This window comes from Rhizobium sp. R339 (genome assembly GCF_002211395.1).
In the GTDB taxonomy this organism is placed as follows: Bacteria; Pseudomonadota; Alphaproteobacteria; order Rhizobiales; family Rhizobiaceae; genus Rhizobium.
In genome coordinates, this window is the sequence record NZ_LOKV01000005.1 from 163045 (window position 1) to 182863 (window position 19819).

23 protein-coding genes are annotated in these 19819 nt (G+C 61.6%); 5 read left to right on the forward strand and 18 right to left on the reverse strand.

Features of this window, described 5'->3' with window-relative positions; genetic code table 11:
• Nucleotides 1-257 precede the first annotated feature (257 nt).
• Nucleotides 258-1202, forward strand: coding sequence for a diacylglycerol kinase family protein (locus ATY76_RS09610; protein ID WP_088674527.1), 945 nt, complete (start codon nucleotides 258-260; stop codon nucleotides 1200-1202).
• A gap of 3 nt (nucleotides 1203-1205) precedes the next feature.
• Here the strand turns inward: ATY76_RS09610 and ATY76_RS09615 are convergent, their stop codons facing one another.
• Complete coding sequence (locus ATY76_RS09615) at nucleotides 1206-2558, reverse strand: glutamine synthetase family protein (protein WP_088674528.1); 1353 nt, start codon at nucleotides 2556-2558, stop codon at nucleotides 1206-1208.
• A gap of 83 nt (nucleotides 2559-2641) precedes the next feature.
• Between ATY76_RS09615 and ATY76_RS09620 the strand changes: the two genes are divergently transcribed.
• Entirely contained in the window at nucleotides 2642-4009 is a 1368-nt protein-coding gene (locus ATY76_RS09620; RefSeq protein ID WP_088674529.1) for an aspartate aminotransferase family protein, read from the forward strand.
• An 11-nt stretch (nucleotides 4010-4020) separates the two neighbouring features.
• Here the strand turns inward: ATY76_RS09620 and ATY76_RS09625 are convergent, their stop codons facing one another.
• From ATY76_RS09625 to ATY76_RS09650, 6 genes are all read right to left on the reverse strand, one after another.
• Entirely contained in the window at nucleotides 4021-4323 is a 303-nt protein-coding gene (locus ATY76_RS09625; protein ID WP_088674530.1) for a type II toxin-antitoxin system RelE/ParE family toxin, read from the reverse strand.
• A gap of 4 nt (nucleotides 4324-4327) precedes the next feature.
• A complete protein-coding gene (locus tag ATY76_RS09630; RefSeq protein WP_088674531.1) occupies nucleotides 4328-4579 on the reverse strand; it encodes a type II toxin-antitoxin system ParD family antitoxin in 252 nt (83 codons plus the stop codon).
• A gap of 81 nt (nucleotides 4580-4660) precedes the next feature.
• On the reverse strand, nucleotides 4661-6145 hold the full coding sequence (locus ATY76_RS09635; protein ID WP_088674532.1) for a glycosyltransferase family 39 protein: 1485 nt from the start codon (nucleotides 6143-6145) through the stop codon (nucleotides 4661-4663).
• Nucleotides 6142-7644 (reverse strand): glycosyltransferase family 39 protein, encoded by a 1503-nt coding sequence (locus ATY76_RS09640; protein ID WP_088674533.1) that lies wholly within the window; start codon nucleotides 7642-7644, stop codon nucleotides 6142-6144. The genes ATY76_RS09635 and ATY76_RS09640 overlap by 4 nt, the downstream gene beginning before the upstream one ends.
• A 12-nt stretch (nucleotides 7645-7656) precedes the next feature.
• Nucleotides 7657-8673 (reverse strand): glycosyltransferase family 2 protein, encoded by a 1017-nt coding sequence (locus tag ATY76_RS09645; RefSeq protein ID WP_088674534.1) that lies wholly within the window; start codon nucleotides 8671-8673, stop codon nucleotides 7657-7659.
• A gap of 138 nt (nucleotides 8674-8811) precedes the next feature.
• Nucleotides 8812-10305 (reverse strand): glycosyltransferase family 39 protein, encoded by a 1494-nt coding sequence (locus tag ATY76_RS09650; RefSeq protein ID WP_088674571.1) that lies wholly within the window; start codon nucleotides 10303-10305, stop codon nucleotides 8812-8814.
• Nucleotides 10306-10487: 182 nt separating this feature from the next.
• Between ATY76_RS09650 and ATY76_RS09655 the strand changes: the two genes are divergently transcribed.
• Nucleotides 10488-11450 (forward strand): lysylphosphatidylglycerol synthase domain-containing protein, encoded by a 963-nt coding sequence (locus ATY76_RS09655; protein ID WP_088674535.1) that lies wholly within the window; start codon nucleotides 10488-10490, stop codon nucleotides 11448-11450.
• On the opposite strand, the gene ATY76_RS09660 is transcribed toward ATY76_RS09655, so the two are convergent.
• The 4 genes from ATY76_RS09660 to ATY76_RS09675 are packed head-to-tail and all read right to left on the reverse strand — an operon-like array spanning nucleotide 11418 to nucleotide 13758.
• Complete coding sequence (locus ATY76_RS09660; protein ID WP_088674536.1) at nucleotides 11418-12659, reverse strand: RNA polymerase sigma factor; 1242 nt, start codon at nucleotides 12657-12659, stop codon at nucleotides 11418-11420. The two genes, ATY76_RS09655 and ATY76_RS09660, sit on opposite strands and share 33 nt — an antisense overlap.
• A gap of 10 nt (nucleotides 12660-12669) precedes the next feature.
• Nucleotides 12670-13029, reverse strand: coding sequence for a YciI family protein (locus tag ATY76_RS09665; RefSeq protein ID WP_088674537.1), 360 nt, complete (start codon nucleotides 13027-13029; stop codon nucleotides 12670-12672).
• A gap of 2 nt (nucleotides 13030-13031) precedes the next feature.
• On the reverse strand, nucleotides 13032-13391 hold the full coding sequence (locus tag ATY76_RS09670) for a YciI family protein (protein WP_088674538.1): 360 nt from the start codon (nucleotides 13389-13391) through the stop codon (nucleotides 13032-13034).
• Nucleotides 13392-13401: 10 nt separating this feature from the next.
• Nucleotides 13402-13758 (reverse strand): YciI family protein, encoded by a 357-nt coding sequence (locus tag ATY76_RS09675; protein ID WP_088674539.1) that lies wholly within the window; start codon nucleotides 13756-13758, stop codon nucleotides 13402-13404.
• Nucleotides 13759-13913: 155 nt separating this feature from the next.
• Between ATY76_RS09675 and ATY76_RS09680 the strand changes: the two genes are divergently transcribed.
• Nucleotides 13914-14129 (forward strand): hypothetical protein, encoded by a 216-nt coding sequence (locus ATY76_RS09680; protein WP_245309779.1) that lies wholly within the window; start codon nucleotides 13914-13916, stop codon nucleotides 14127-14129.
• Nucleotides 14130-14139: 10 nt separating this feature from the next.
• Here ATY76_RS09680 and ATY76_RS09685 read toward each other — a convergent pair whose 3' ends face one another.
• The 5 genes from ATY76_RS09685 to ATY76_RS09705 form a co-directional block, all read right to left on the reverse strand.
• Complete coding sequence (locus ATY76_RS09685) at nucleotides 14140-15642, reverse strand: AMP nucleosidase (RefSeq protein WP_088674540.1); 1503 nt, start codon at nucleotides 15640-15642, stop codon at nucleotides 14140-14142.
• A gap of 88 nt (nucleotides 15643-15730) precedes the next feature.
• Nucleotides 15731-15910: a hypothetical protein gene (locus ATY76_RS09690; protein WP_088674541.1), complete on the reverse strand. Its 180-nt coding sequence runs from the start codon at nucleotides 15908-15910 to the stop codon at nucleotides 15731-15733.
• A gap of 206 nt (nucleotides 15911-16116) precedes the next feature.
• On the reverse strand, nucleotides 16117-16413 hold the full coding sequence (locus ATY76_RS09695; protein WP_088674542.1) for a type II toxin-antitoxin system RelE/ParE family toxin: 297 nt from the start codon (nucleotides 16411-16413) through the stop codon (nucleotides 16117-16119).
• The gene (locus ATY76_RS09700) at nucleotides 16410-16679 is read right to left on the reverse strand and encodes a CopG family ribbon-helix-helix protein (RefSeq protein ID WP_088674543.1); all 270 of its coding nucleotides are present in this window, start codon (nucleotides 16677-16679) and stop codon (nucleotides 16410-16412) included. Before ATY76_RS09700 ends, ATY76_RS09695 begins: the two co-directional genes overlap by 4 nt.
• A gap of 73 nt (nucleotides 16680-16752) precedes the next feature.
• On the reverse strand, nucleotides 16753-17091 hold the full coding sequence (locus ATY76_RS09705; protein ID WP_088674544.1) for a DUF2147 domain-containing protein: 339 nt from the start codon (nucleotides 17089-17091) through the stop codon (nucleotides 16753-16755).
• A gap of 442 nt (nucleotides 17092-17533) precedes the next feature.
• Here ATY76_RS09705 and ATY76_RS09710 point away from each other — a divergent pair, with 442 nt between their 5' ends.
• The gene (locus ATY76_RS09710) at nucleotides 17534-17803 is read left to right on the forward strand and encodes a sel1 repeat family protein (protein WP_088674545.1); all 270 of its coding nucleotides are present in this window, start codon (nucleotides 17534-17536) and stop codon (nucleotides 17801-17803) included.
• 178 nt (nucleotides 17804-17981) lie between these two features.
• Here the strand turns inward: ATY76_RS09710 and ATY76_RS09715 are convergent, their stop codons facing one another.
• Both ATY76_RS09715 and ATY76_RS09720 read right to left on the reverse strand, forming a co-directional pair.
• Nucleotides 17982-19097: a pyridoxal phosphate-dependent aminotransferase gene (locus ATY76_RS09715; protein ID WP_088674546.1), complete on the reverse strand. Its 1116-nt coding sequence runs from the start codon at nucleotides 19095-19097 to the stop codon at nucleotides 17982-17984.
• Between the two features lie 72 nt (nucleotides 19098-19169).
• On the reverse strand, nucleotides 19170-19601 hold the full coding sequence (locus tag ATY76_RS09720) for a pilus assembly protein PilZ (RefSeq protein ID WP_088674547.1): 432 nt from the start codon (nucleotides 19599-19601) through the stop codon (nucleotides 19170-19172).
• Nucleotides 19602-19819: the final 218 nt, after the last annotated feature.

Genomic DNA, 19819 nt, shown 5'->3' on the forward strand with positions numbered 1-19819 from the left:
CAAGCGCGGCCGCAAGGCGATCGTGATACATGGCGGGAAGTGGAGACGATCTCTCCGATATCTGATCTATCCGTGATATACCCGCGGGCGTCGAGTGCATTTTTCGCAGTGCAGCGTCCTGCTATGTGCATATGTCCGTTGCAATATTTGCATTTCTGCTGTTCTTGCGGAAAAGCGGCTGTGCTTGAAATCCCCAACGCCGCAACCATCTCAGGGGCAAAGGCAGGAGCAGTTCCGCGCCAGGGACGGGAGCCCTTATGAAGCTTGTAGGCTTTTTCAATCGCGACGGCGGCACCTTCAGGACCACCGACATGGCGGCCTACGAAAAGAGGGCGGAGGCGGCCTTTCGGGATGCCGGCCATGATTTCGATGCCATTGTCTTTTCGGGCAAGGAAATCATTCCTGCGATGGAACGAGCGGCCAAGCGCGACGATATCGACGGTATTGTCGCCGGCGGTGGCGACGGGACGATTTCGGCGGCGGCGTCGATCGCCTGGAAGAACGGCATAGCGCTCGGCGTCGTGCCGGCCGGCACCATGAACCTTTTTGCACGCTCGCTGCGCGTGCCGCTCGATATCTGGCAGGCGCTCGACGTATTGGCGTCCGGGGAGGTCGATAATGTCGATATCGCCAGCGCCAACGGCCGGCCCTTCATTCATCAGTTTTCGGCAGGCCTGCATGCCCGCATGGTGCGCTACCGCAACGCCTACAGCTATCGCTCGCGGCTCGGTAAGATACGGGCAAGCACCAAGGCCGCTCTCGGCGTGATCTTCAATCCGCCTGAGTTCGAGGTGGAGTTCGAGGCGGCCGGCATGCGCGAGCGCCGCTGGGTGTCGGCGATCTCGGTCTCCAACAATCCGTTCGGCGAAAATGCGCTGCTCTATGCCGATAATCTCACGAGCGGCGAACTCGGCTTCTATACGGCAAACCCGCTGAAGCCGCTCGGCGTTGCCCGCCTCGCGATCGACATGCTGCGTGGCAAGGTGCGTGAAAATGCCGATGTCATGGTGATGCATCCGGCCGAGGTACACTTGCATTTCCCGAAACTACGCCGCAAGGCCAATTGCGTCATGGACGGCGAATTATTGCCGCTCCAACGCGATGTTTCGATCCGGCTGCATCCGGGCGAGCTGAAGGTCCTCGTCAAGCAGGGGCTCGCAGCGCAGGTGGAGGAAGGCGAACGCCGTGAGCCCGCTGCGTGAGCTTCAGAGCCGCGGCAGATAGGTGCGGTAGTCGAAATCCGATACTGTCCGCAGATGCGTGAGCGCTTCCTTGCGCTTGCTATCGCCGTAGAGTGCCTGGTAGCGCGCGCCGAAGATATCGGCGATGAATGGCGAGGCGCGGAAGATCTCGACCGCGCTCAGGAAATCATGCGTCAACCGCGTCGTATTTGTCGGCGTGTACGACGGCGTCGTCTCCTCGCCGGGATCGAGTTCGCAGTCGAGGCCGTTGAGCATGCCGCCGAGGATCGCCGCAAGCAGCAGATAGGGATTGGCGTCGGCGCCGGCGACCCGATGCTCGATGCGCGCGGCTGGCCCGTCCTTGTCAGGTATGCGGATCGCGGTGCCGCGGTGGCCGGTGCCCCAGGTGAGATCGACGGGTGCGAAGGAGCCCGGCTGGAAGCGCCGGTAGGAATTGGCGAAGGGGGCGAAGACTAACTGCGCCTCGCGCATGGTCGAAAGCAGTCCGGCCGCGACCGATTTCAAAAGCTTCGGGTCGCCGCCCTTGGCATCAAGGATATTGCGGCCTTGCTCGTCGACGATGCTCGCATGCACATGCAAGCCGGAGCCGGCATGTTCGGAATAGGGCTTTGCCATACAGGTCGACTTCAGCCCGTGGCGGCGCGCCGCCTGCTGGGCGATGCGCTTGAGATAAAGGCAATCGTCGGCCGCAGCCAGCGCATCGGGGCGGTGCAGGAGGTTGACCTCGAATTGGCCGGGACCGAACTCCGCCGTCGTCGCATCCGCCGGCAGTCCCTGCGCTTTGGCATAGGCTCTCAGCGTCCCGAGGTAATCGTCGAGCGCATCGACGGCGCTCATGTCGTAGAGCTGGAAGCCGTTCGGTTCGCCGCGATAGGTGAGGCTTTCCGGCGGGGAGGGGCGTCCGGTCTCGCGCCAGTCCCCGGCCATGACGTAGAATTCCAACTCGGTCGCCACGACGGGTGTCAGCCCGCGCGCGGCATAGCGCTCCAGCACCGAAGCGAGGATGCCGCGCGGATCCATGAAGCTCGGGCTGCCGTCGAATTCGTGCATGGTGGCGAGCACCTGCATCGAGCCCTCCGGCGCCCAGGGCATCGGCGCGAGGCTGCGCCGATCTGGAATGACCTTGCCGTCGGGATCGCCGATCGTCAGCGACAGGCCGGTAATGTCGTCATTGTCATCGCCCCAGATGTCGAGCGATTGCGTCGACGTCGGCAAGCGGATCTCGCCGGCCCAGACCTTTTCTTCAGCGGCGAGCGGCAGTTGCTTGCCGCGCAGCTCGCCGTTCATGCCGACGATCAGGATCTCGAAACGCGGATCGCCGCCCTCGGCCTTGCCGTCCATCCTGTCGCTCGCCATGGCCTTGAAAATCCTCCGGGACAAGGCCAAGCTCCTATCCCATCGACAACAGCCTTTCAATCCGCGAAGGTCTTTCACCAGTCATGCCCGATACTTACCCGCCCTCGAACCTTGCCGCCATCGACGCCGCGCACCACCTGCATCCCTTCTCCGACATGAAAAAGCTGAATGCCGACGGCACGCGTATCATCCAGCGCGGCGAGGGCGTCTACATCTTCGACGATCACGGCAGGAAATATCTCGACGGCTTCGCCGGCCTCTGGTGCGTCAATATCGGCTACGGTCGCCGGGAGATCGCCGAGGCCGTCGCAATGCAGATGAACGAACTGCCTTATTACAACACCTTCTTCGGCACCAGCTCGACGCCGACGGTGCTGCTGGCGCAGAAGGTCACCTCCCATGCCGGCGATCGGTTCAACCATATCTTCTTCACCGGTTCCGGCTCGGAGGCGAACGACACCTGGTTCCGCATGGCCCGCGTCTATTGGAGCGCCGTCGGCAAGCCGTCGAAGAAGATCGTGATCGCGAGGAAGAACGGTTATCACGGCTCGACCGTCGCCGGCGCCAGCCTCGGCGGCATGAAATACATGCACGAGCAGGGCGACTTGCCGATCCCTGGCATCGTCCATATCGGCCAGCCCTACTGGTACGGCGAGGGCGGCGATCTCTCACCTGCCGAATTCGGTCTCAAGGTCGCTCGCGAGCTCGAAGCGAAGATCGACGAACTCGGCGAGGAAAATGTCGCGGCCTTCGTCGCCGAGCCGGTCCAGGGCGCTGCCGGCGTCATCATCCCGCCCGAGACCTACTGGCCTGAGATCGACCGCATCTGCAAGGCACGCAATATCTTGCTGGTGACCGACGAGGTGATCTGCGGTTTCGGCCGTCTCGGTGCCTGGTTCGGCCATCAGCATTTCGGCGTCGAGCCGGATCTGGCGCCGATCGCCAAAGGTCTCTCCTCCGGTTACCTGCCGATCGGCGGCGTGCTCGTCAGCGATCGCATCGCCGACGTGCTGATCAACGAGGTCGGCGATTTCAATCACGGCTTCACCTACTCCGGCCACCCGGTCTGCGCTGCCGCCGCACTCGAAAACCTGCGCATCATCGAGGAGGAAAAGCTGGTTGAACGTGTGCGCGACGATATCGGCCCCTATTTCGGCAAGGCCTGGGCGGCTCTGGCCGACCATGATCTCGTTGGCGAGGCTCGGAGTATCGGCCTGATGGGCGGCCTGCAGCTGGCCGCGGAGAAGAGCACGCGCACCCGTTATGACAAGCCCGATCGGATCGGTGCGCTGGTGCGCAACCATGCGCTCGCAAATGGCCTCGTGCTGCGCGCCACCGGCGACCGCATGCTGGCCTCGCCGCCGCTGATCATCACTCACGCGGAGGTGGAAGAGATGGCAAAGATTACCAAGCTGGCGCTGGATTTGGCCTGGAAGGAGTTAAAAGCGTGATTTCGCTCGGCCTAGAGTTCGAAATCCTGCGACTTGATATCCTCGGCGCCATGCTTGACACGTAGGACCACGATACGGTCGTGATAGGAGCGATAGTAGATGCAGCGGTTCCGATAGGGCAGGCCGCGCAAGCCTTCCGCAATATGGTCGCGGGGAGATCCGGTGAAATCCACTTCGGCGATCCACGCGATCTTTGAGGTCAGGTCAGCCAGAAATTCCTGCGCGTAGTGAGGGCTGCTCTCGGCGATGTAGCGACGAATATTTCGCAGATCCTCCATGGCGGATGGAGCGATAATCAGACGTTTCGGTTTGATGGCCTTAACCTTCGTTCATGACGTCTTTGAGGATATCTGCGCCGTTGGCATATTCCTTGCCGAGGCCAGCCTCAATCTCGGCGTCGGCCGTCTGAATATCCCTGCGCAGCGCCTGCATTTTCAGTTCGTGGTCGGCGAGCATGCGGATGCCTGCCCGCACGGCCTCGGTTTCCGTGCCGAACCGACCATTGCGAACCAGATCCGACAGGATCCCGTCATAGGTGTCGCCAAGAGAAAAGGTTTTTGCGCGTGCCATGTCAATGACTCCCTACCGCTGAGTATATGGTAAAATGCAATACTTTTACAATATCGCTCAGCCCACCGGAGTGTTCCAACATCACTGTTGATCGACCCAAGCATAGCCGAAACGATAGCTATCGTTGCCGCGTCGGTAGAGATAGGGCATGTCGATAACCGACGCCTCAGGTGCGGTTACACCGAGAACGGTTTGGAGCCATTGTGCCATGGCCGGCGGGAGAGCTTCGCCGCCCGCCTTCGGCGGCACGAGCCACACAAGAAGAAGCGGCCGGCGGCCCGAGATATCGGGCTTGAAGCCGGGATAATCCACGGAAAGGACCGGCACGCCAGGAATATCCTGCCTGAGATTGCCGGCGAGCAGGCTGTCGCCGGCAAGGATCGCTGCCGGTTCGGCCTGTTTGCGCAAGGTTGCGAGCATCTCGGCATAAGGCCTGTTCAAGCGTTCGTAATGACCTGAGAAGCGCGCGCTTGCCACGCTGCCGTAAAGGGCGACCGGCACGCCGATCATGATGACGGCGACGACGGGCATGAAGCGCCGGAAGGCTTGGCCGGTTTCGACGGCTGCCGCTTCGACCTTCAGGCAGAGATAGAGCGGTAGGATGAAGAGCATCGGCACCAGCCAGCGATCCTTGATGCCAGCCGCGCCGCCGAAGACGATCAACAGCAGAATGCCGATGACGAAGACGAGCATCATCCGTTCGAGGAGCCGCGTCCATTCCGATTGGGCGGCGAGCGCCAGGCGCAGATTCCGGCCGAACACGGCCGCGAATACCGCCACGGTCAATCCGGCGAAGCTGAGGATGGCGAGGACGAGCGAGCTGACGCCCATGGCCACCTGCATGGGATAGCTCGCATTGTCGCTCGCGGTCATCTTCTCCAGGGTACGGGCGGTGGCGAAGTCGAGATTGTCCTTCAGCCAGAAGAGATGCGGCAGGGTGATGATAAGTGCTACGACAGCGGTTACGGCCAGCCGCCGATCGAATATCCGCGCCCGCCAGCGCGCATCCGCCAGCGCGGCGATCAAGGCTGCGGCCGGCAGGATGGCGAAATTATACTTGGCGAGCAGTCCGAAACCGATGCCGATGCCTGTTATCAGATAGGAGGCGAGGCTTGGCTGCTTCAGACTGCGGACGAAACCGTAGAAGAAGATGCTGGCCGAGAAGAACACCGCGACCGTGTGCGTCAGGTCGCGCTGCATCTCGAAAACCATCTGCGGGATCGTCAGCAGCCCGAGTGTCGCGATCGCCGCGAGCGCCTTGTCGCGCAGGACGAGCCGTGCCGTCAGGCCGTACAGCAGGTAGGAGATGAAGAGCAGAAGGTTCTTCACGACGGACAGGGCAACAAGCGAAACGCCGGCAAACTGGAAGACGCCATATTGCAGCCAGTTGTAAAACGGCGGCTGCGGGCCGTAGCCGGCGGCGAGCCATTGCGAGCGGAAGACCTGTTCGGCCTCGTCGAGATCGAGCGAATGCGAGGTGGCAAGCCGCACGCTAACCTGAAGCACGAAATAGGCGGCGAGCAGCAGGAAAATCCAACGCATGTGGCGAAGGCTGGTCTCGGTCATCTACTTGCTCCCGGCTGAACCCAGGCGTAGCCCAGCGCGAAATTATCGCCCTGGCGGCCGAAATAATAGGGAAGCGACAAGGCGCCGATCTCCTGCGGCAAAATGCCCGCTGCCGCGAGCGCCGATGAAAACCGCTCCGGCATGACGGCATCCGCAGCCGTCGCCGTCTTCTTGCCGCGCCAGACGATCAGCACCGGTCCGTCGGATGTCGCATAGGCGGGGATGCCGGCAACCGGGAAGTCAGGGATAACGATGGGCACATCGGGAAGCTGCAGGCGCATGTTTCCGCCGATATAGGTATCCGAGGCAATCACCAGCGCGGGCTTGGCCTGCCGCGTCATTTCGCGCACGAGATCGGCCATCGGCACGTTCGGCCGGCTATAGGTGCCGATCAGCCCGGCGCCGACGACGCGGAAGCCGAGCGCGATCAGCACGCAGCCCATCAATACCGGCACGACGGGCCGGAAGCGGCGCAGTCCGGCGGAAAGGTCGAGCCCGGCCGCCTGCATCTTCGCCAGGAAATAGATCGGCAGCACCAATAGGAACGGGTCGAGCCAGCGTTCACGCACCATGGTGGAGCCGGTAAACAGCACGATCAGAAGGATTCCCGCGAGGCTCGCCAGCATCATCCGTTCCATCATCCCAGTCCAGCGGTTTCCGGACGATAGAGCCTGGAAGAAGTCCCGACGGAAGGCGGCGGCGAAAATCGCGACCGGCAGGGCTGCAAAGGCGATGATGGCGACGAGAAAGGCAAGAATGCCCTTGCCGATCCGCAGGGCGCCGGCCGGTTCGTTGCCGGCGGCCATCTTGACCAGAGTATCGGAGGAGGCGAAGTCGAGATTGCTTCGCAGCCAGATCGCGTGCGGCAGGACGATGGCAAGCGCAACGACGATCGCGAGGAGCACCCGCCAGTCGAGCACCCTACGCCGCCATTCGGCGTCGGGCAGGATGGCGATCAGCGCGACGGCGGGCATCAGCGCGAAATTATACTTTGCAATCAGTCCGATGCCGGTCGCAAACCCGAGCAGCAGATAGCTGACGATGCCGGGCCGGTCGAGCGTACGGAAGAAGCCGTAGAGGAAGAGCGAGCTCGCAAAGAGCAGCGCCGTCGTGTGGGTCAGGTCCTGCTGGGCCATGTAAGAGACCTGCGGCAGGGTGATGAGCGCCAGCATCCCGACCGCGGCAAGCGCCTGGTCCTTCAGCGCCTCGCGCCCGGCGAGGCCGTAAAAGAGGTAGCACAGGAAGAGCAGGATATTTTTCGGGACGATCAGCGCGCCGATCGACATGCCGGTCAACGAAACGACGGCATATTGCATCCAGTTGTAGAAGGGCGGCTGCGGGCCGTAGCCCGCCAGCAGATATTGCGAGAAGAAGGATTGCTCGGCCTCGTCGAGCTCCAGCGAGTGCGGGAGCGCGAGCCGCAGGGCGATGTTCAGCACGAAATAGGCTGCAAGCAGCAAGGCCGCGGTTCTGATCGTCCTCGTCGCGCTTTCCAGCATCGTGCTGCCGGCTTAGGCTTGGCTTTGATCGTCGAAGATCTGCCGCACGATATAGTTCGGAGACGCGTCGTCACGATAGTAGGTGCGCGCAATCATTTCCGCCAGGATGCCGGTGGTGATCATCTGCACCGAGGAAAGAAGGAGCACGACGCCGACCATCAGCATCGGACGTGTGCCGATATCGTTGCCCAGAATGAATTTGTCGAAACCGAGATAGAGCAGGATCAGCATGGCAACCGCGCCGAGGCCGAGACCCAGCGAACCGAAGAAATGCCCCGGCCGCGCCTTGTAGCGCATGAAGAACATGACGGAGAGCAGGTCGAGGATGACGCGGAAGGTACGCGAGATCCCGTATTTCGAAACGCCGTGTTCGCGGGCATGGTGGGTGACGGCCATCTCGCCGATGCGCGAGCTCGGCACGACGCCGGCGACCCAGGCCGGGATGAAGCGGTGCATTTCGCCCATCAGCTTCACCTGCTTGATGATAGAGGCACGGTAGATCTTCAAGCTGCAGCCGTAATCGTGCAGCTTGACGCCGGTGATGCGGCCGATCAGGTAGTTGGCGCACCAGGAGGGGATCTTGCGCAGGAACAGACCGTCCTTGCGGTTCTTGCGCCAGCCGACCAGAAGGTCGAGTTGGCGCCGCTCGAGCTCGGAGACCATCTGAGGAATATCCTTCGGGTCGTTCTGCAGATCGCCGTCCATCGTCGCGATCAGCCGGCCCCTGGCGGTATCGATGCCGGCCTGCATGGCGGCGGTCTGGCCGAAGTTGCGCTGCAATTCGACGATCCTGAGCGATAGCCCCTCGCGCCCGACATACTTGCGGGCGTTGACGAGCGTCGCATCGGTGCTGCCGTCGTCGACGAGGATCAGCTCCCAGCGATGGGGATATTGCGCCATCGCCGCGACGATGCGTTCGACCAACGGGCCGACGCTTTCCTCTTCGTTGAAAACGGGCACGACCAGCGACAGCTCGAGCGATTGTACCGGATCATTCGTCCCGCGAATGGGCTCTACCGTTGTCTGCAACTTTCATCTCCAAAAGGCCGGGCGGCCTGGCAGTTCCTACTGCCGCCACCGCGTTTGCGGAAGCCTACTACATGAACTGTCCGTCCGTTGCCAGCGGCCAATGCCGGTTTCCCCGCAATCGGCCGACTTGCCGCAGCGCTATTTCGCGCCTCCCTCCACCCAGGAGTAGCCAATGGAGAAGGTATGTTTGCCGTCACCGAAAAGATAGGGCAGCGTCAGGGTATTTATCTCTTTCAGATAAATACCCGATTTGACGAGATCGTTGGCGAAGCCGGGAGAAATGGTCGGATCATTTGCGGTTTCGCCGCGCCAGACAACCAACACCGGCCCCTTCGCAGCCGCATATTCGGGAACCCCCGGACCGGGGAAGAACGGGATCACGACGGGAACGTCGGGAAACTCCAGCTTCATGTTGCCCGCCACGAACTTGGTCCCGGCCACGATGAGAACCGGTTTGCGGGTCGCGGTCAGCTCGGTCACGTAGTTCGCGAAGGGGACGTTCGTTCTCGTATAGGTGCCGACATATTGAATGGCGACAATCCGCAGCAGCAGGATCGACAGGATGACGACCATGAAAACCGGCACGACGGGCCGGAAGCGTGTAAGACCGGCGGAAAGATCGAAGCCTGCCGTTTCCAGTTTCAGGAACAGATAAATCAGCAGGACGAGCAGGCACGGGTCGAGCCAGCGCTCGTGGATGTCGCTCGCGCCGGCAAAGACGACGATGCCGGCGAAGGCGAGCAGGCTGACAACCATCATCCGCTCGATCACCCGGATCATCGGATTGGACGAGGAGAGCGCCCGGAAGAAATCCCGCCGGAAAGCGGCCGCAAAGAGAACGATCGGCAATGCGACGAAGCCGAGCACGGCGATGACGAGGGACAACAGCCCCTGCCCGATGCGGGGAAGGCCGGCAGCGGCCTCGTGCTCGGCGGTCATCCGCTCCAATGTCGGGGCCGAAGCGCTGGCGAGATTATCGGGCAGCCAGAGCGCATGCGGCAGCACGATCAGAATGCCGATGACGACTGCCGGCAGCAGACGCCAGTCGAACAGACGGCTGCGCCATTCCCGATCCGGCAGGACCGCGATGAAGGCGGCAAACGGCAGGATGGCGAAATTATACTTGGAGATGACGCCTATGCCGGTGGCGATACCGATGACGAGATAGCTGCCGATCGTCGGCTGGCGCAGCGTGCGGAAAAAGCCGAAGAGGAAGAGCGAGGTCGCAAACAGCAGAGCAACCGTATGGGTGAGCTCGCGCTGCGCCATCAGGCCGACCTGCGGCAGGGTAATCAGGCTCAGCATGGCGATGGGCGGGAGAAGACGGCTTTTCAGCACTTCACGGGCCGCCAGACCGTAGAAAAGATAGCAGCCGAAGAGAATGATGTTCTTCGGAACCGAGAGCGCCCACATCGTGATGCCGGTCACCGAGACGACGGCGTACTGGATCCAGTTGTAGAAGGGCGGCTGCGAGCCGTAGCCGGCCAGAAGATATTGCGAATAGAACGATTGCTCCGCCTCGTCGAGATCGAGGGTGTGAGGCAAGGCGATGCGGAGCGCGATGTTCAGCAGGAAATAGACTGCCAGAAAAATGCTGGCGCTCTTGATGCTTTTGGTAATGCGCTCCAACATCGATCTCCAAGTCAAGCCGGCAAGGCCTCGCCATCTTTCGGTCTGCCGCGCGGATCGCCGGCTCGAGGCGGTCCCGCCGTCGCCGCCATCAACTCCGCCGTTGTGCGCAACCTTCATTTCTCCTAAAACGCCGGGGACGGAGCCGAGGCCCGTGCCGACGCCAAGCGAGGAATGCCTACTACATGAAGAGTTCGATCGTTGAAAGCCAGCAGTCTTGGTTTATGCGCAATCGCATGACGGCGCTGACGGTCGTAATTGTCGCAGCCTATGCGCTCTTCGTGCAATGGTTCTGGGGCTGGCCCGTCATCATCAGTCAATGGGCCGATGTCGGGGCAGGTCCCGTGATCGGCGCGCTTGCGGCTCTGACGGGCACCTATTTCCTGCGCACCTGGCGCATTTACGACTATTTTCCGCAGGAGACCGCGGGCCGGTTCGCGACGCTGTTCCGCGTTACCCAGATCCACAATCTCCTGAACATCATGCTGCCTTTCCGGACCGGCGAAACCAGCTTTCCCCTGTTGATGCGCACGGAATTCGGCATTCCGCTGACGCGCGGAACCTCGGCGCTCCTCGTCATGCGGCTGCTCGACCTGCATGCTCTTCTGGCTGCCGCCGGCATCGGCTTTGCGCTTGCCGCGGCTGATGCGCGCCTCGCATGGTCGCTCTGGACGGTCTTCCTGCTGCTGCCGGTCGCAGCCTTCGCAGCGCGGAAGCCACTGTTTCGGGTTGCTGCCAAGCTGTTGCCGGCAAAGGCGCAGAAATTTGTCTTCGAGATCGAAAACGGCTTGCCGCTGAATGCCGTCGCCTTCGCGCGCGCCTGGGCGATGACCATCGTCAACTGGCTGGTGAAGGTGCTCGTGCTCGCATGGGCGCTCGGCCTGATGGGCGTATTGCCTATGGCGGCGAGCTTCGGCGGTGCGCTCGGCGGCGAGCTCTCCTCCGTCCTGCCGGTGCATGCGCCGGGCGGGGTCGGCACCTATCCGGCGGGCATCACCGCCGGCGCCATTGCGCTCGGAGCTTCGAGCGAGCGGGCGGCGCTCGCTGTGCTGGCGCAGGCGAGCGTCAACGCCCATCTGCTGATCATCGTCTCGGCGCTGACGGGAACGGCGATCTCACTGCCGCTCGGGCGCCGCGGCAAGCTCTGAAATCCTTTTGCGAAGAAAAGCCTGCTCCGGCTCCTGCCGGCAGAGCGACAGCGCCGTTTCATAGGCTGCGATCGCCTCTTCTTTGCGGCTGAGACGGCGCAGGAAATCGGCGCGGGCCGAATGGGCGAGATGATAGGCCTGCAGCTCCCGGCGTTTCAGAATGGCATCGATCAGTTCCAGGCCTGTCGCCGGCCCTTCCGCCATGGCGATCGCCACGGCGCGGTTGAGTTCCACGACCGGTGAGGGCTGGGCCGCCAGAAGCAGGTCGTAATAGAAGGCGATGCGCCGCCAGTCGGTTTCTTCGGCGCTCGGCACCTTCGCATGTTCGGCGGCGATCGCCGCCTGCACCGTATAGGTGCCGATCTCGCCCGTCCGCATCGCCTCGGCAAGGAGCGCCAGGCCTTCCGTAATCTTCGCGCCATCCCAGAGCGAGCGGTCCTGATCGGCCAGCAGCACCAGCGATCCTTGCTCGCCTTGACGGGCGCTGCGGCGGGAATCCTGCAGCAGCATCAGAGCGAGAAGTCCGGAAACGTCGGGATGCGGCAGCAGCGTCAGAAGCATCCGCGCCAGCCGGATGGCCTCTCCGGTCAGGTCGGCGCGGACGATCTCGTCTCCCGAAGAGGCGGAATAGCCTTCATTGAAGACGAGATAGATGACATGCAGCACCCGATCGAGCCGCTCAGGCAGCGCCTCGCGGTCCGGCACCTCATAGGGGATGTTCGCGGTCCGGATCCTGCCCTTGGCGCGCACGATCCGCTGGGCGACCGTCGGCGCGGGAACGAGAAAGGCATGGGCGATCTCTTCGGTGGTCAAGCCGCAGATTTCCCGAAGCGCCATCGCCGTCTGCGCATCCGCGGGAAGAGCGGGGTGGCAGCACGTGAAGATCAGCCGCAGCATATCGTCCTCGATCGGTTCCATCTCGCCGATTTCCGTTTCGTCGACTGTGTAGAGACTGTCCTCGATGTGCTGCTGCGAGGCATCGAAGCGCGCCCGGCGGCGGATTGTATCGATTGCCTTGAAGCGTCCCGTCGAAACGAGCCAAGCGAAAGGGTTGCCGGGAATGCCGTCAGCCGGCCAGGTCCGCGCCGCCGCGGCAAAGGCGTCGTGCAGCGCTTCCTCGGCCCGGTCGAAATCGCCGAGCAGACGGATCAGCGTCGCCAGAACCCGGCGCGATTGCGATCGGTAGATTTCCTCGATCACGCTTTCCAACAGGCGATCCTTACTCTGGCAGGGTGAGCAGCCTCACCGGACGCAATTCGATCGATCCGACGCGGACGCTTGGAATGCCCGCGACGACCTTGCGCGCCTCTTCGAGATCGGCGGCCTCGATGATGTAGATGCCAGCCAGATGCTCCTTGGTCTCGACGTAAGGGCCGTCGGTCGAAGACAGAATGCCATGGCGCACTCTCAGGACCGAGGCGCTGTCGGAACCTTCCAATGCATCGGAATGGATCATGATGCCTTTGCGCTGAAGCTCCTCGTCATACTGGAAATGTGACCTCACGAGCTCGTCGCTCTCGGCCTGACTGAGCGTGCCATCCATATCGGCGGGATTATAGATGAGGCAGACGAAGCGCATGGCTATTTCCCATCCTGGATGGAATAGGCCGGGCGGACTTCGATCGAGCTATATCTAAGGATTGGAAAACTGGACGCGATGGTCTTTGCCTCCTCGATATTCTCGGCTTCGATCAGCACGAAGCCGCCGAGATGCTCTTTGATTTCGGCAAATGGGCCATCGGTCGCGGCGACTTCGCCGTTGCGCAGGCGGACCGTGATCGCCATCGATGGATCATGCAAGGCGAACGCCGCCTGCAGATGACCGCTGTCGCGCCAGCGGTTGTCGCTAACGATGCACTCCTGTGTGAGCGCATCCCATTCGCTCTGGGGAACCAGCTTGCTTTTTTCCGTGTCGAACCAGATCTGGCATAGGAATTTCATCGGTCTCTCCTCATTGAACTGCGAATTCGTGGACGGGCCGCACCTCGATCGCGCCGAGCCTGGCGAGAGGGATGCCGGCAGCAATGCGGATCGCATCGTTGAGATCCTTGGCCTCGATCAGGATGAAGCCGCCGAGCGCCTCCTTCGTCTCGGCGAAAGGGCCGTCCGTCACCGACATTTCGCCGCCGCGCACCCGAACCGTCACCGCCGATTGCGGCGGCTGCAGCGCCTGGGCGACGATCATATTCCCGCTATTGGCAAGGTCCCTGTCATAGGTCAGCGAATTCGCATCGAGCTCGGCCTTCTCCTCTTTGGTCATGGCGTCGAGTATCGCGCCATCGAACCAGACCTGGCAGAGATATTTCATCGCAGGCAGCCTCCTTCGCCGTGTTCCATATCCCTGGACGAATGATCTCCAAGCATTTCGACAGCGGCGGGAAAAATATTTTGTGCCGGTCATGTGTCGAAAGCGCAAGGCAGCACTCGACAAGGCTTCATCGAAACCTGTCGAGGAGAACGGCAATGACTATTCTTGAAATCGCACTCGCAAGCCAGATCTGGGCGCGCCGCCATGAGCAGCACCGGCTGGAGTTCACCGAAAGCGACGGGCTGAAGGTTCTCTTCCGCACCGCCTTCGTTTTCGTCGCCTTCACCCTGCTGATCGCAGGGCTGAACCTTGCCGCCGGCAGACCGCAGATGCTTGCGCAGCATCCGGCGCCTGTCGTGGCGGAACGATGAGGAAAACGGCCTATTGGAAGGCCGTTTCGAAGAAGCTGCGCAGCTTGCGCGAATGCAGGGCTTCCGGCGGCATGGCGGCAAGTTTCTGGACGGCGCGGATGCCGATCTGCAGATGCTGGTTGACCTGCGTGCGGTAGAAGGCAGTCGCCATGCCCGGCAGCTTCAATTCGCCGTGCAGCGGCTTGTCGGAGACGCAGAGCAGCGTGCCGTAGGGAACGCGGAAGCGGAAGCCGTTGGCCGCGATCGTGGCTGATTCCATGTCGAGCGCAATCGCACGCGCCTGGGAAAGCCGCTTCACCGGCCCGCGCTGGTCGCGCAGTTCCCAGTTTCGGTTGTCGATGGTGCCGACGGTGCCGGTGCGCATGATGCGTTTCAGCTCGAAACCCTCGTAGCCGGTGATTTCGGCGACGGCGGCCTCCAGCGCCACCTGCACTTCGGCAAGCGCCGGGATCGGCACCCAGACCGGCAGGTCGTCGTCGAGCACGTGGTCCTCGCGCATATAGGCATGGGCGAGAACATAATCGCCGAGCCGCTGGCTGTTGCGAAGGCCGGCGCAATGGCCGAGCATCAGCCAGGCATGCGGACGCAGCACGGCGACATGGTCGGTGATCGTCTTGGCGTTGGAAGGTCCGACGCCGATATTGATCATCGTGATGCCGGCATGTCCCTTCTTCTTCAGGTGATAGGCCGGCATCTGCGGCAGGCGGGCGAGCGTGGCATCCGTCTCCGGCACGCTTGAACCAGGCAGGGTGACGATATTGCCCGGCTCGACGAAGGCCGTGTAACCGTCGCCGCCCTCCGCCATCAGCTTGCGCGCCCAGCTGCAGAATTCGTCGATATAGAACTGATAGTTCGTGAACAGCACGAAATTCTGGAAATGCTCGGCATGGGTCGCCGTGTAGTGCGACAGACGCGCGAGCGAATAATCGATGCGCTGCGCGGTGAACGGCGCAAGCGGCGAAGGCTCTCCCGGCGGCGGGATATATTCGCCGTTGGCGATCTCGTCATCGGTGGTGTTGAGATCGGGCGTATCGAAGATGTCGCGCATCGGAACGTCGACGAATGCGGAGGCCGATGCTTCCACATGCGCGCCCTCGCCGAAGGCGAAGTGCAGGGGGATCGGCGTCGTCGATTCCGAGACGACGACCGGCACATTGTGGCTCTTCATCAGAAGCGCCAGCTGCTCCTTCAGGTAATGCTTGAAGAGCTTCGGCCGCGTGACAGTCGTCGTGTAGATGCCGGGCGCCGTGACGTGGCCGTAGGAAAGACGCGAATCGATATGGCCGAAACTGGTCGTCTCGATGCTGACCTGCGGATAGAAGGCGCGGTAGCGCGAGGTGATCTCGGCACCCTGCGCAAGTTCGGTGAAACTCCGGATCAGGAACGCCGTATTGCGCTCGTAAAGCGCCGTCAGAGTCTCGACCGCCTTGGCGGGATCATCGAAACTCTCAGGCTGGAAAGGAGGTGGGGAGGATACGTCGAGTGGCGATAAAGGAGAGATTCGTTTGCTCATGACGCATTATAGAGAGTTGTTGTTGACAAGCAAACGACGTGCACCGGCGAAGGCAGGATTATTTTATCGGCTGGCGTGTCCGGGCCGGTTACTGCACCGATGGCGCGCAGAAGCTGCCTTTGGTCTCCAGGCAGGTATAGGTCGCCCCGAAATGCGATTGCGTGCCGCCGCCGCCATTATGCACGACGGCCGCCGAAAATGTGATCGCGAAGATCGCTGCAAACAGTGTGACGATGCTAAGGCGTCTTGCCAGAATATAGAGGTTCATTGCCTTGCCCCCGATACGCAACTTTATCGTGACAAGAGTTTTGCCATGCCGCGGCTGAACGAGTGCTGAGATGCCGGTTCATCCGCCGTTCAGCTTGCCGGGCAGGTTTGGGCCGGCCGAGGAGGGGGCGAAACGCGCCGGGATCGGCGTGCTTGGCCGGCTGGCGGCTGCGCAAGCGCTTTATGATACGCTTCGTGTTGCTTCGGCTATTCCTCTGCCGGCCAATCTCGCGCGGTGTGGATTACACGCAGGATGACGATGCTTTCGCGCCCTGCGATTGACCGCAGCTCATAGGAAATTATGTAGGGGAGCCGAGCGAGGGATTTTTCATAAGTGCCGCTTACTCGTCCTGGCCTGCCGGTTGCAAACTCACCGAGTTTTTTACCAACATCTTCGATGGCATCCACGACCCTTTCGGCCGCATCGGGGTTGTCCTTCGCGATGTAACGCAGAATTTCCAGATTATCCTGGTGGGCTTCCCTCGACCAAAGAACCGGCCTCATCCGCGCGGGGTTTTCCGACGCTTGGCATCCTCGATGATTTCACGCATTTCGGCGACGGCTTGCTCGTGCGGCATGAGGCGTCCGGCCTCCGCATCGGCCATGCCGCGCTTGATGCCATCGATGATTTCAAGCTCTCGCTCGACATAGGCCGCTACGGCCTCGCCGGCGAGGAACGATTTGCTGCGTTGTGTGTCGGCCGCAATTCTGTCGAGCTTTTCCTTGACGTCGGGGCGGACTCGAATTGTCATGGTTGTGCTGCCAGCCATTTCGACAACTCCTGTGTTGAGATGTGTACAATCTAACAAAGATCGGCGTTGCTCGCTATCCGCCCCCTGTTTTTCAGAGCCGCGTCCAGGTCTGCGTCTTGCAGAGGATCTTCAATACGCAACCCTGCATCTTGAGCGAGTTGCCGGAAACCTTGCCGGCGCCGCTATAGGTCTTGTCGGCGGCCGGATCGGTGATCTCACCGGCATAGCTGCCGCCGGTTCCCGCAAGCGTGCCGATCTTGCGGCCGCTATATTTGCCCGTCTTCAGCGTCACGCAATAACCGCCGCCGCAGGGCGCGATCGCGGCGGTTTCACCGGATGCCGTCTTCCAGTTGCCGACGATCGGCTCCTCGGCATAAGCCATGCCGGCAATCATTGCGATGGCGGCTGTCAGAACAAAGCTGCGGATCATCTTTTCCTCCCTGATGTCCTCAATCGGCTGCGAAAATAACTGACGCGAACGTAAAGGTAAATATGCGTGGTGGTCATCTTTGCTGCCGGAAATTCAGGGACAGACATGCGTTTGAAGGGCGAACAAAGATATCGCCTGCTGATTTCATGATGAACGATCCCTTTATTTCCAATTCTGAATCTTTCGTAAAATCCAAGCGAAAATCCCTAAAGCCCAGGGAATCCGATGTTTAACAAAAATCCAATTTTACCAAGCGTTTGCACTTTGTTTGTCTCAAATTAATCATGCATTTTAGGCGTTTTTTGAAAGCCGTTCGGCATACTGAACCCATCAAACGAGCGGGGCAAACCCGCCGGACCGGAAGGGCTTCAAACCGCGATAGACGGCAAGGCCCGAAGGTAAAACAGGGTAAGTCGTAAACAGGCTAACAGGGATAAAACCGATGGCACGCTTTGAAATGCACAATGCTGAAACGGCCACCATGGGTGGCGACAACAACAGCGCCGATGTCTTCTGCGAAATGGGTCTGATGTATGCGACCGGCCGCGGCTGCGATGTCGATCTCGTTGCCGCCCATAAGTGGCTGAACATCGCCGCGATCAAGGGCAACGACCGCGCCGCCGAGCTTCGCGCCGATTTGGCCGCCACCATGAACAAGATGCAGCTCGCAGCAGCGCTGCGTGCCGCCCGCGAATGGATGACGGTTCACTGAGACCGTCTCCGGACGGCATTCGACAGGAATAACAACCTCGAAAGAGGGGGCTGGCGGGTCGCTTTGGACGGGCCGCGCCGGGAGAAGAGAACCGCGGCCGGATCCTCCACCGGCCGCGGTTTTCGTTAAATTGTCAGCACGATGCCGTCCGAAAACTGCTGATACTTTTCGGCACGCCTTATCCGCCGATCTTTTTCAGCACCTGCGGCAGCGCTTCCTCGAAGAGCGCCATATCAGGCTCGGGCCCGACGCTGACGCGGATGCAGCGGTTGAGGGGCGCGACACCCGGCATGCGGATGAAGACGCCGTGCTCCATCAGGCCGTCGACGATCGCCCGGGCATGAGCGCCATCGCGGCCGGTGTCGACAGCCACGAAATTCGTCGCCGACGGCAGCGGCTGGAGGCCGTTTGCCCTGGCGATGGCGCCGATCCGCTCCCGCGCCGCGTGGATTTTCCCGACGACCTCGATGAGATAGGCCTGGTCCTTCAGCGCTGCGAGCGCGGCGGCCGTCGCCAGCCGGTTCATGCCGAAATGATTGCGGATCTTGTCGAAGGCCTGCGCCGTGCCAGGCGTCGAGATGACGTAGCCGGTGCGCGAACCGGCAAGTCCGTAGGCCTTGGAGAAGGTGCGGGTGCGCACGACGTTCGGCAGTTCGATGAGCGAGGCGATCGACGGCAATGAATCGGCCGGTCCGGTCTCGCTGTAGGCTTCGTCGAGCACCATCAGCGTCGTTTCCGGCAGCGCCCGGGCGAAAGCGATAATGCTGTCGGCGCCCCACCAGCTTCCCATCGGATTGTCGGGATTGGCGAAATAGACGAGCGGCGCGTTTTCGCGCCTGACGGCATCGAGCAGCCCGTCGAGATCCTCACGGTCATTGACGTAGGGAACCGTCACCAGCCGGCCGTCAAAGCCTGCGACATGGAAATTGAAGGTCGGATAGGCGCCGAGCGAGGTCACGACGGGCGCACCCGGCTCGATCACCAGCCGCACGATCTGGCCGAGCAATTCGTCGATGCCGCCGCCGATGGCGATATTGGCCGGGGCCACGCCGAGATGGGCGCCAAGCGCTTCTCTCAGCGCGAAATTCTCCGGATCATTGTATTTCCAGACATTGCCGGCCTCCTCGCACATCGCTGCCAACACCGAGGGGGCCGGGCCGAAACCGTTCTCATTGGCGCCGATGCGTGCGAGCACGGCACGTCCCCGCTGGCGCTCGATGGCCTCGGGACCGACGAAGGGAACTGTGGAGGGCAGGGCGCTGACAAGCGGCGTGAAGCGCGAAAAAGCGGACATGCGGAGGCGGGTTCCCGGGCAGATTGACGGTCGGCGCAACAATAGGCCCGGGTGCGGCCAAGGCAAGCAAGATTATTTCTGCAGCTCGAGGGTTGCCGGCGTTGAGGCGCGGAAGATCGGCGCGCGCTTGGCTTCGAGCGCCTCCATGTTGCCGATGAGGAAATCCGCACGGACGACTCGGCGCAGAACTTCGGGGTCCATGATGTTGATGAACCGCACGCCGATACGTTCCTTGTGCCGATAGACTTCGGCGCAGCCGATGCGATAGGCAAGGCCGAGGATGTTGAGATAATAGTGTTTCGGCAGGCCGACGGCGGTCGAGACGATCAGCGTCGCGCCGCCCTGCGAGATGTCGATGATCTCGGCGCTTCGCATGGAGACGCCGGTCAGGCACGGCCGGACGGCGACGATCCGGGCCGGGCGCTTGACGTGGAACTCTTCCCAGCGCAGGTCGTAAACGGCGGATTTGACCGTGGCCAGGTGTGTAGCGCGGAGCATAGTCATTCACATTCTCCGTCAGTCAGGACGCATGGGGTTCTTGATTTCAAGCGGGGCCTTGAATCCAAGCAAGTTGGTCTTGATCCGATCAAGCGTCATCTCGATCTCAGCCAAGGTCACACGAATGTTTTGCGCATTCGTCAAAGATAAAATGACAATTTTAACGAGTTCGAACTTTGTGCTTTAGCGGGACGCCCGATGTGCGTTATCGGGACGGGGCTTTC